Raw genomic sequence first — 11085 nt, forward strand, 5'->3', positions numbered from 1 at the left:
CTGGGTACGCCATGATCACCCGAGGATGCGACGAACGTGATTCCCTGATGGCCCGCCGGGGTGACAAGATATTGCGAGCTCAGGCTCTGATCGGTTGCCTGATCGGACAAACTGTCGTTGCTCCCCCAGCTCATCGAGATCACAGAGACGCCGGCCTGTTGCCGCGCGTAGTTCACCGCCGCAAACAAATCCGAGTCCGAACTGCTGTTGGCCTCGACGAGCAGGATATTTGCCCCGGGCGCGATCGCGTGGGCCCATTCGACGTCGAGCGCTGTCTCTCCTTCCCATCCCTGGCTAGGGTCAGTGCCCGGGAGAGACGAACTGCCGGTCTGGCTGACGATCTTTAAACTGGCCGGGGCTGCGATGCCCATCGCCTGATCGAACGTGGCCAGGTTGGAGGCAATGTTCGGATCGTTATAGGCGTCGATGATGGCGATGGTCTGGCCGCTGCCGTTGGCAGCCGTCGAACCAAACGAAGTGCTGCTGAACCCGTACGCCGCGCGAATCTGCGCGGGAGTGTAGCCACTGCTTCCCGAGCTGGCGGCCGGGATTTCGACGTAGTCGGGACTGATCCCGGTGGCCGAGAGCAAATGACGTGATTCGAGATCTTCCAGCCCTAAACGGCGCGTTGTTGGTCGATTATCTGCGCTCATTGCGCGACGCGATCGGCGATGTCTCAACATGATACCTCAAGCCTCTTCGTGGTCCGGGCCGTTTCGCGACAAAACGATCCGACGCCACCGACTAATTACCCCCCCAGCCCTCCCTGCAGCGTCTCTCTGCTCACGCTCCCCCGTACTGGCCCGAGGGATTCCTGAGATGATACGCAGGTTTTGTCGCGAAAGATTCTCGAAATTGTAAAGAGTTGCCCAATGGTTTGTCACGCAAATCTATGCCGGGGCGTGTCGCTCTCTTGCCTTGAGAAACGCGATTCCCCTGGCGCTTAGTGTCGTTGAAAACTTGCAATCAAACTGCGCGCATCGGATAGGAGGGTTCCCCACGTTCCATGCGAGCTTTTGGCGGCGACGTTGGTCGTGGCCGTGCCGACGATCGCGCTATTGATCGAATCCGTTGCCGTCACCGTCTGTTGCCCTACGGTGGCGAACGTTATTTGGACCTTGGCATAGCCATGATCGAACGTAACCGTCGCCGGCAGGGTGGCCGCGGAATCTGTCGAGGACAAATTGGCCGTGCCAGCGTACCCAGGCACGATGTGATTCTCGGCATCCTCGGCAACGATCAAGGCCGTTGTCGCCGAGCCGTTGGTTGTATTCGGCGAAAGCAGGACCACGAAATGTGTCGCCACGGCGGCGGACGCTACATTCGTGGTAGCGCTTCCCGACAAGGTTGAGTTGGCGCTATCAGTGGCCGTTACCGTTTGTTGGCCGCCGGTGGCGAACGTGGCCTGAAACTTGGCATAGCCGTGGTCAAAGGTCACTGTTGCCGGCAAGGCGGCGGCGAAATCTGTGGAGGACAAGTTGGCCGTGCCGGTGTAGCCGGACACGATGCGATTTTGTGCATCCTCGGCGACCAGAATTCCCGTCGCTTGCACGCCAGCCTTCGTGCCTGGCGGCAACAGTAGCACGTAGTGCGTGGCAACATCCTGCACCGCCACGTTGGTTGTCGCGGTTCCGACAGGCGACGCGCTGACGCTGTCGACGGCGGTCAGCGTCTGCGCGCCAGGCGTCATGAAGGTCACGATGAAGCTCGCGTGGCCGTTCTCAAACGTCACCGTGGCAGGCAGTGTGGCGCTGGCATCGGAACTCGATAGATTGGCCGTGCCCGAGTAATTCGTCAGCACGTGGTTCTGCGCATCAGTGGCCACCAGCTGCACGGTAATGGCAGTGCCGGCCACGACCCCGGTGGGGAGGTGCAACACGTAGTGCGGAATCGCCACGTTGGTGTTGCCGGTGCCCGTGAGCGTGCTATTTGTGGTATCGGTGGCCGTGACGGTTTGCTGCCCGGCGGTCGCGAATGTCACTTGGAAGCTGGCGTGCCCATTTTGAAACGTAACGGTTGCTGGGATCGTAGCACTGGAATCCGAGCTGGCCAGGTTGGTCGTGCCGCTATAGCCGGAGACGATGTGGTTCTGAGCATCTTCGGCCAGCAGTTGCACAGTAACTGGGGAACCGGCAGTAACGCCTTGCGGCAGCGCGACGACAAAATGCGTGGCCGCCGCCGCGGCGACGACGTTTGTAGACGCCGTGCCAGTCAGAGCGCTGTTCGCACTGTCGGTCGCCGTGATGGTCTGGGCACCGGCGGTGGTGAATGTCGCCTGAAAACTGGCATGCCCGTTTTTGAAGGTGACGGTCGTCGGCAACGTGGCCGCCGTGTCGGAACTGCTTAGGTTTGCCGTACCGGAGTAGCCCGGAACGATAAAGTTCTCGGCGTCTTCAGCCACAAGCTGGACGCTGACCGACTTGCCGGCGCTGGCGCCGGCCGGCATGTACAGCACATAGTGCGTGGCCACGGCGGGGGCGGCCACGTTGGTCGTCGCCGTCCCAGTAATCGAGCTATTGGTCCCGTCCGTGGCCGTGACACTCTGCGATCCAGAGGTGACAAACGTTACTTGAAAACTCGCGTGACCATTCTTGAAAGTCACCGTGGAGGGAAGCGTGGCGCTCGCATCCGAACTCGTCAGGTTAGCGGTGCCATCGTAACTGATGACGAAGCGATTTTGTGCGTCCTCAGCAAGCAGCGCGACGGTGGTCGAAGTGCCGCTGGTGGTCCCAGGTACGAGCGCGACGACAAAGTGCGTTGCCGTGTCCCCGCTGCTTACTGTGCCATTGTGGGAACCCGTGCCGTTGATACTCGCAGGCGCAACAGGGCCAACATTCGCATGAGAGACAGCAGCGTTGAGCAATGAGCTGGGGTTAACGCTCAATAATGCGCGATCTTCCAAAGCCTCTAAACGAAGAGGACGCGTCGACACATGAGAGCGGCGTGTGCCAGGTCGACTGCGAAGATTTGCGCGGACTCCCTTAAAACCCCACTGCCAGAGGCGATCCAGAAGCATCGTTCCCTACCTTATGCGGCATGCGTATCCCCTGCATTGATATCCCCGGCTCTTTACAACCGTAGCGATCGACTGCGGCGCTGTCCAGCGTCGGCAATGTCCTTACATGTTTTTAAGCAATGACAGCATGACTTTCCCTCATCGTTTCAAAACATTTGTCTCATTACGAAAGCGAATACTCGATCGACATCGGACTGCGCGGGCAGCAATCAGTTCACGTGAGCGCTTTACACTGTGACCGAATGAAAATATGCGAGATCGGTTCCGTCGAAGGTCTTCCGCTTCTACCACAGAAAAAAATTATCGGGCGCCGACGGCAACTCAAAATCTACTTGCTTACCTGTCATTGTTTTCCAGATTTCTTGTTGTTCGGGAGTGAGCACTTTCGTGATCTGTTCAACGGTCCGGTTCATGGTCTCTCGCATGCCACTAGGGCCGAAGGAATGCTGACCCGGTTTTGGTGGAGGCTCTCGGGAATGATTCCCGAACCCTCGCGGACCGGAGGATTCGCGAGGGTCCTTGTGGGACATTGTTCCTTTGCGCCTGTGCCCCCAGTCATCGGGTGACCCTGGCTTACGCGGTGGCGCGACATCCACGCGTCCAGCGCGGGGCGCAGATGTATCGGCCAGCACCTTTGCGTCTACCGATCGCGCGTCTGCGGCATTTTCCATGTCTGGTGTGCTCGTCGGCGGCTCGTCAAAGTGCCCGGAAAACTCATCATCGAACGGAGGCGGCCCGTCATCTCCAAATCTGTCATGTCCAGGTCCATCATGGCCTGGTCCGCCGTGGTCGTGGCCACCCGGTCCGTGCATGCCGGACGCGCCCGCCGAACCGGCAAAACCGTTCCTCGTCGGGCGGTGGCGGTGGGGAGCATTGGCTTCGATAACGTCATTGATTTGAGCGCGCTGCTCAGCAGTCAATTGCAGAGCGGCAATGAGCTCCTGACGTTTAAAAGCAAACGGCCCGCGCTGTTGCAGCGAGATTTGATGCAGTCGCTCGACCTGCTCGGGCTGAATTACCCGGGCGATCTCTTGCTCATGCGATTGCACCAGTGCCGCCATGCGATGCTGCCGGTCATCGGCGCTCAACTCCTCCTCGCTGCCGGTTGCGGCGCGGTCGGTCCATAGTTGCTCGACCAACGCGTTGGTTTGTTCCCGCTGCGAGGGAGACATGCCCAGGTCCTGCTGCACGTCTTCGTTCGAGAGCAGCATCAATGGGCTAAGACTGTCGAGCGCGCTCAGCTCGTTCACAATCTGCGAGACGCGGCGGCTGGTGGCCGACAAATCGGCGACGACTTCAGGGTGGTCGACGTGTTGTTCCAGAAAACTTTCGTAGTAGTCGAGTGCGGCTTGCAAAAACTTGCGCCGCGATTGATACATGTTGGGTTTGCTGGCCAATTCTTCTTCGACCAGCCGCGTAAAGGTGTCGACGGCCTGGCGCGCCTGGCGAAAGTTTCGCTCAGTTTCCCCCCGTTGGGCCACCTCGCGCTGGTAGGCAAGCTTGGTTTTGGCGTGCTCGCGTGCGATCACGATCGTGCTAGCCAACAGCCCCATCATCGTGATCAGCAGTAGCGCCACAGCCGCCGCGACGACTGGCTTGTGGCGGCGAGCCCACTTGACCGCGCTTTCTAGTGGGCGTGGGCGGCGGGCTCGGATGGGCTCGTGCTCCAAGAAATGCTGCAAGTCGTCGGCCAGTTCCTGGGCCGTGGAATAGCGGTCCGCCGGCGCCTTTGACATGGCCTTGAGCAGGATCGTGTCGAGATCCGGCGGAATGCCGCGATCGATCGACCGGGGCGGTAGCGGTTCTTCCACCGCGATATGGCGTACCAGGATCCGTCCGTCGGTATCGTCGAACGCCGGGCGCAGCGTCACGAACTCGTAGAGCGTCACGCCTAATGAATAGATGTCTGTACGATGATCGAGCACGCCCCGGCGGCCGGCCGCTTGTTCGGGGCTCATGTAACGAATCGTGCCGGGAAGATTTCCCGTCAGCGTCAGGCCCCCTTCGGCGTGAAATTGCGCCAGGCCAAAATCTGTGATCCACAACTTGCCATGTCCGTCGAGCAGCAGATTGCCTGGCTTCACATCGCGATGGATGACGCCCAATTGATGGGCATGATCGAGCGCATTGGCGGCTTGTACGCCCAGCCGAGCGACGGTGCGATAGAAGGCCGAGCGCGACGTCCTTCGCTCCGCAGACAGCGCGCTGGTGAACGGCACGGTTTCGCAGGCACGCAGTGTATCTTCTGTCTGCGTGGCCGTTCGATTGATGGGATGTTGAGGTGCTGTTGGTGGCCCGGCGGTCGGTTGCAGGCGCAGGTTCTCGGCGCCACCCAGCCAGTCCTCGGTGGCAGGAGTCCCCGCGCGCTCGTGCGGGTGAGGACGATTTGCGTCAACGTCGTTGCGGGTTGTCGCCCGCAACTCTTGAATGGCGCTCGCCAGGGTTCGCCCTTCGATGAGTTGCATCGCGTAGTAATGCACGCCGCGGTCGCAGCCGACGGCATAGACGGGCACAATATTCGAGTGATGCAACTGGGCGGCGGCCTGGGCCTCGTTTTTGAATCGTTGCAGTCTGGTGCTATCGAGCGCCGAGGCAAAGGGCAGCACCTTCAGCGCCACGCGCCGGCCGAGCGACAGTTGCTCGGCCTCGTAGACGACGCCCATCCCACCGCGTCCCAATTCTCGGACGATGCGGAAATCTCCCAAGGCTGCCGGAAGCTCTTGGCCGGGCATCGACGCAGGACTGTCGCCGTGCATCATCCGCAGGCGAGGTGCGGCCGCCATAACGAGAGAGAGACTGGCCAGACATTTTTCCAGCGGCCCGGCAATCTCGGCGCGAGAGGCAAGAAATTCCGTCCGATTGGGCGGACGACCGGCCTCGATCGCGGCAACATACTCCTGCAAAGCGCGCAGCACGCGTGGATCGTCGGCGCCATCGTCGGAATGCGCCGCCACGGACGCGCCGGTTTTGGACGTCGCTGGGCGGCCTGACAAGCTGTCTTCTGCAGGAATCACGCGTCTATTCCCATCTCGGTACGCAGTCGTGCCAGGCCGCGGACCCACAGTTTTTGCACACTATCTTCGCTGCGCCCGAGTCGTTGCGAGATTTGGGCGAACGGTACTCCCTCTAGATGGCGCAGTACGATCACTTCGCGATAATCCGCGGGCAATCGATCGAGCGCGTTGGCCAGCATGACCGCATGCTCACGACGTGCGGCCAGCTTGCTGGGGGATTCGAGCGGCGACACGAACTGCCGATCCAAAGCGGCCGACGATTGATCGAGTTCGAAACTCACTGCACGTTCCAGGCGCACGTCGCGCCGCTTGGTGCCCAGGTAATGCCGCACCAGGTTCGATAACCGAGCGGCCAGAATTTGCCGCAGCCAACAGACGAATTCCGCCTCGGTATGGCCGCGAAAGTTGGAAAAGTTACGATGCGCTTCGAGAAACGTCTCTTGTACAGCGTCGGCCGCATCGACCTTGCCTTGCAGACGACGCCCGATCTGTACGCGCGCCAAGAGCGACAGGTAGTTGCGATACGTTTCCAACAATTGTCCGATCGCTCCGTCAGTTCTTCGCTTGGCAAGCGCGATCAACTGCTCGGGATCGGTAGATGTTACGGTCAGCATCGGCGTCATAGCGCTCGCCTGGGGGTCAGCCCCCGCTCCTCGCCTGCCAGTCGGCATTTTCGCCACCTTGCGGTCGGAGAATTCCTCGGCCCCTGCCAGGAACTCCCTTCATCGTACCCAGAAGCACACTTGGCCGCTTGCTGGGCACCATGGGCTATTTAGTCACGACGGCTGGCATAAACCGCCGCGGAAAGGCAGGAAATCCTGCGGTCGTCCCTACCACACCGGCACGCCTGGAAACTCGCGAGACTGTCGCGGCAATTGCGCCGTAGTCGCCAGCGCGCATCGAAATGGCCTCCGTGGCTCCGCGGGATGGTCATGAAATTTCTGAAAATATCGATTCTCAGGCGGCGGAACACTTGGCCGGCCGGTGACCAACAGCGCAGGGGACAGCGCATTACGGGGGCCACGGCCGCTGCGAGATGACTTGGGCCGGGCAATCGTCAAAGGATTGGTTTTTAGTGGGCGTTGGAACAGAGGATCTTCTCATCTTGGCACGAAGTTGCCAGGCGATTCCGCCGGTCATTCTGAGTGGAACACCATGTCATTTGTCGCTCTGCCACCGTGTGGAACAAAGACCCCGCGCAACGGGGTTCCTTAGACGAACACAGTGATTGAGAGTGGCACCGCCGTTCGGCGGTACGGGTCGACGCGAGCCAGCAGGACACAGGCGGCATCAGTCAGAGGAGACCCACGATGCGTTCACGGAGTTTCATGCGCAAAACATTGATCCAGAAGTTCGGGTTCGGCGAGCAATTGGAAGCGCGCGACATGCTATCGGGACACGGGCTCGCGGGACCACCTCCCGCGGCGTTCCAGGACTTTAGCTCGCATGCCTCAGCGTTGACTTCGAGTTCGTCGCCGACCGTCTCCGCCGGGGCTACCTCGACCTCGGCCACGCATACTGTACTGACGGCGCAACTGACCGATTCAACCGGTACGGACACCGGCACGGCTTGGTACGCAACCAGCACGGTCGACGGCACCACCACGACGCAATTCAAGGTGAGCATTACTGGCGCGGCGGCCAATACTTCGCTCGACGTTTCCGTCGACGGCACGATCGTCGGTCAAATTACGACCGACGCCAATGGCGCTGGCAAGCTGGTCTTGTCCAGTAACCCACACGGTGCAAACGAACAGCAACTGCCGTCGAATTTTCCCACGACCGTTGCTGCCAGTTCGACGATCACGGTGGGCGCTGCCAGCGGTAGCCTTGCCACACCAACGTCCACCGGCGACGGAGGCTGCGGCGGCGACCAAATCGGGACGACGCTCAGCGCGCAGCTTACGGATTCCAGCTCTAGCGCCACCGGCACGGCAACGTATTGGACCGGCACGGTCGATGGTACCGCGACGACCAAGCTCAAGGTGAGTGTGACAGGCGCTACGGCGAGCACCATGCTCGACGTGGCGGTCGACGGCACCGTGGTCGGCAAGATTACGACCGACACCAGCGGCGCCGGCAGCCTGGTGCTGTCAAGCAATCCGCAAGGCTCCGAGACGCAGTTGCCGACGGACTTTCCGACCTCGGTGGCGGCAGGCAGCTCGGTGACGGTTGGCACGCTGAGCGGCACCCTGGCGGCTTCCACGGCGTCTACTGCAACACACAGCTTTCATTCGTTTTTCGGTCGGCATCGAGGTTTCTGATCCCGAGAGGGGGACGATGACCTGCTCGAGGGATTGGGCTGATGACCTTGCCAACGGTGATCCCCCGGTCACACGCTATTCCGGCTCGCTGCCCTGAGAGTCGGAATAGCCGTTGGCAGGTCGTTGCGCCGTATGGCACGTTCATTTATTCGCCGTGCGTCCCAAGGAACGTGCGAAGCACAGCGACGAACAGAGGATTTCGGCTCTTGCCCAAACAGCACGAGAGGAGGCTGCACAATGAGGTTTCTGGCATTCGCAATCGTCGCAATGGGTTTTGGATCGCTGGCCGACCGCGTGCAAGCGCAGGGCGGCGGCTGTATGCGCGGGGGAGCGGCGTCGGGCTCGATGATGTCGCCGATGTCGAGCGGCCTGGGGACCGGGAATTACCAGTCGGCGTATCTGCAGCAGCAACTCGCTTATCAGAACCAATATCAGTATCAGTTGCAGCTGGCGATGTTGCAGCAGCAGACGCAATTGCAGCAGGCTTATTTGAAAGAGCAAAGCCAGCTTGCGGCTGAAAAACGGGAACAGCGCGAACGCAAGGCCGCCGAACGCCGCGAACGCAAGGAATCAGAAAAAGAACGCCGCCTGGCGACCGCCAAAGCACGGCAGGCAAGCCTCACCAGTACGGCCGGAGCGTTGGCGCAGCAGAAATAGCAGCAATCATCGCGGGCGTTCCTGATTCGGTGCTAATACGCGGCAGCGTGGCGTCCGGCCTTGGGATCGCCGGCCGCCTCGAAGTCGCCGGCCGGGTTGATGCGAATCACGCAGGGAGCCCACAGGGCGCGCGACGACTGATCGATCTTGTGCCCTAGTTTGGCCAAGGTTGCAACCGTGGCGGGATCGGCATCCGGGTGGATGAGCAGGCTGCCCAAATCGGGCGGCGACTGACCGAACGAGCCCACGTGATGCTTGGTACCAAAACGCACCGCGTTCATCGAGTCGGCCGCCGAGAGGCCAAAGTCAACCTGGTTCAGCACGGCTTGCAGTGCCGCCTGATCCTGGCCATCGCCACCAGCTACACTCACGGCCAGCAGCGGCTTGCCATCCTTGAGCACAAGTGTGGGCGTGAGGGTCACGCGAGGACGCTTGCCGGGTTCGATGCAATTGGGGTGCCCCGTCCATGTATTGAAGCTTTGCAGGCGTGAACCCAACCAGATTCCCGTCTCGCCGGCTTGCACCCCGCTCCAACCGCTGGGAGTAGCGACCACAACGTTACCCCAGCGATCTGCCGTGACGCACGTCGTCGTATCGTGAATTGGCCCGGAGAGCCCTTGCCGTTTCTCTTTCTCCGCCAATAACGCCAGCGGCGTGTGGGGATCGCCAGGGCGCTGCTCCAGGGAGGCGTGGTCACGGTCGATCAAGGGCCGCCGCAAGTCGGCGTAGGGGCGCGAGAGCAGTGCCTCGAGTGGTACATCGACAAAGAGAGGGTCGGCGTAGTACACGTCGCGATCCGCCAGCGCCAGTTTTATGGCTTCGATGGTCAGATGGATTGTCTCTGGACGATTGTGTCCGAGTGCGGCCAGGTCGTAACCCTCTAGCAAACGCAGCGTGGCCAATAGCGCCGGCCCTTGTGTCCAGGAGCCGCACTTGAACACCTGATGCCCTCGGTAATCGACCGACACCGGCTGTTCGACACGCGTAATATGTGTGGCCAGATCGGCAAAGCGAATGTGCCCGTCGTTTTGCTCGCACCAATTAGCCAGCTCGCGCGCTAACGGGCCGCGATAAAAATAGTCGGCAGCCAGATGCAGCCCGCGACTGCGGTCGTCGCCCCCTTCACTCTCGGCCGTGATCAGTCGGCGCATCGATCGAGCTAGCAGCGGATGCCACGGTGCCTTGCCGTGATCGAGCAAGACAAGAGCCGGCTGCGCGACGTCCGATAGTCGCAACGTGCCGTATCGATCCAGTAACGTCAGGCAGGCGTCGAAAGCAGCCGGCACTGCCGCCGCTTTCAATCCTTTGGTCGGAATGCCTCCCAAACGGTTGAAGTATTCGAGCGTCGCAAGCTGTGGTGCCGCGCCCTGCCCGGAGAGAACTTCCACAACCTGGCGGCGCGCGTCATAAACCAAGATCGGCACCTCTCCGCCGAAGCAAAAGCCAGCCGAATCGGTGACAGAGAGCGCGAGGATCGTCGCGGCAGCCGCGTCCGCCGCGTTGCCGCCGCGCTTCAGCGTGGCAATTCCTGCCGCAACGGCTTCGGCCCCGCCGCCGCATACTGCCCCTTGGCGGCCGGTCCCGGTGGCGCCCGGCAACGGATCGGCCGCCCAAACTGGCGATAGGCCCAGGAAGACGATTGCGAGAAAGAATGACCGAACGACGTAGCAGGATCGACGCATGATAGTTCTCCGGCCAGAGGATCTTGCGCTGGGAACAAGTGCCACTAAATCGACCACGGGGTCATGGTCAATGGCGCGAGATTAAGTGTAACGGTTCGACCCTCAACAAGCTCGTTTATGACGATCCTGAAGATGACAAGAAAGAAGATGACCGGTCGAGTTGGGTTACATTACACTAACGCCGTACCGCCTACGACCGTCGGGGTCGTTGCAGGGATCAAAACGAATTCGCACTTTCCGTTCAGGAACTCATGCATGAAGATGGTGGCGACAACCTTGTATCCGTTTGTCCCTTCCGGTCCGCAGTTCCCGAAATCGCTCGAGTTCTTCGCCGCCTTGGGATTCGCAACGCAATGGCAGCAGCCAGGACTTGCCGGCCTGCGATTTGGCGGCGCCTATTTTCTATTGCAGGACATCGACGTACCCGAGTGGCAAGCCAACCAAATGATTAC

General features: G+C 60.8%; 8 protein-coding genes. 3 read left to right on the top strand and 5 right to left on the bottom strand.

Annotation, left to right across the window (positions count from 1 at the left end; all coding sequences use genetic code 11):
- The 4 genes from VGG64_12275 to VGG64_12290 all read right to left on the bottom strand — a co-directional run.
- Positions 1–653, bottom strand: a 653-nt coding sequence (locus tag VGG64_12275; GenBank protein HEY1600375.1) for a S8 family serine peptidase, incomplete at its 3' end; no start/stop codon positions are given.
- A gap of 290 nt (positions 654–943) precedes the next feature.
- Entirely contained in the window at positions 944–2884 is a 1941-nt protein-coding gene (locus tag VGG64_12280) for a hypothetical protein (protein HEY1600376.1), read from the bottom strand.
- Between the two features lie 416 nt (positions 2885–3300).
- Complete coding sequence (locus tag VGG64_12285; GenBank protein ID HEY1600377.1) at positions 3301–6030, bottom strand: serine/threonine-protein kinase; 2730 nt, start codon at positions 6028–6030, stop codon at positions 3301–3303.
- Positions 6027–6653 carry a sigma-70 family RNA polymerase sigma factor gene (locus VGG64_12290; GenBank protein HEY1600378.1) on the bottom strand — a complete coding sequence of 209 codons (627 nt, stop codon included), beginning with the start codon at positions 6651–6653 and terminating at the stop codon, positions 6027–6029. Before VGG64_12290 ends, VGG64_12285 begins: the two co-directional genes overlap by 4 nt.
- A 687-nt stretch (positions 6654–7340) precedes the next feature.
- Between VGG64_12290 and VGG64_12295 the strand changes: the two genes are divergently transcribed.
- Positions 7341–8294 carry a hypothetical protein gene (locus tag VGG64_12295; protein HEY1600379.1) on the top strand — a complete coding sequence of 318 codons (954 nt, stop codon included), beginning with the start codon at positions 7341–7343 and terminating at the stop codon, positions 8292–8294.
- A gap of 357 nt (positions 8295–8651) precedes the next feature.
- The gene (locus VGG64_12300; protein HEY1600380.1) at positions 8652–8951 is read left to right on the top strand and encodes a hypothetical protein; all 300 of its coding nucleotides are present in this window, start codon (positions 8652–8654) and stop codon (positions 8949–8951) included.
- Between the two features lie 32 nt (positions 8952–8983).
- Here the strand turns inward: VGG64_12300 and VGG64_12305 are convergent, their stop codons facing one another.
- Entirely contained in the window at positions 8984–10633 is a 1650-nt protein-coding gene (locus tag VGG64_12305; GenBank protein HEY1600381.1) for a gamma-glutamyltransferase, read from the bottom strand.
- A gap of 255 nt (positions 10634–10888) precedes the next feature.
- Between VGG64_12305 and VGG64_12310 the strand changes: the two genes are divergently transcribed.
- The coding region (locus VGG64_12310; protein ID HEY1600382.1) for a hypothetical protein at positions 10889–11085 on the top strand (197 nt) is incomplete at its 3' end.

Source organism: Pirellulales bacterium (assembly GCA_036490175.1).
In the GTDB taxonomy this organism is placed as follows: Bacteria; Planctomycetota; Planctomycetia; order Pirellulales; family JACPPG01; genus JACPPG01.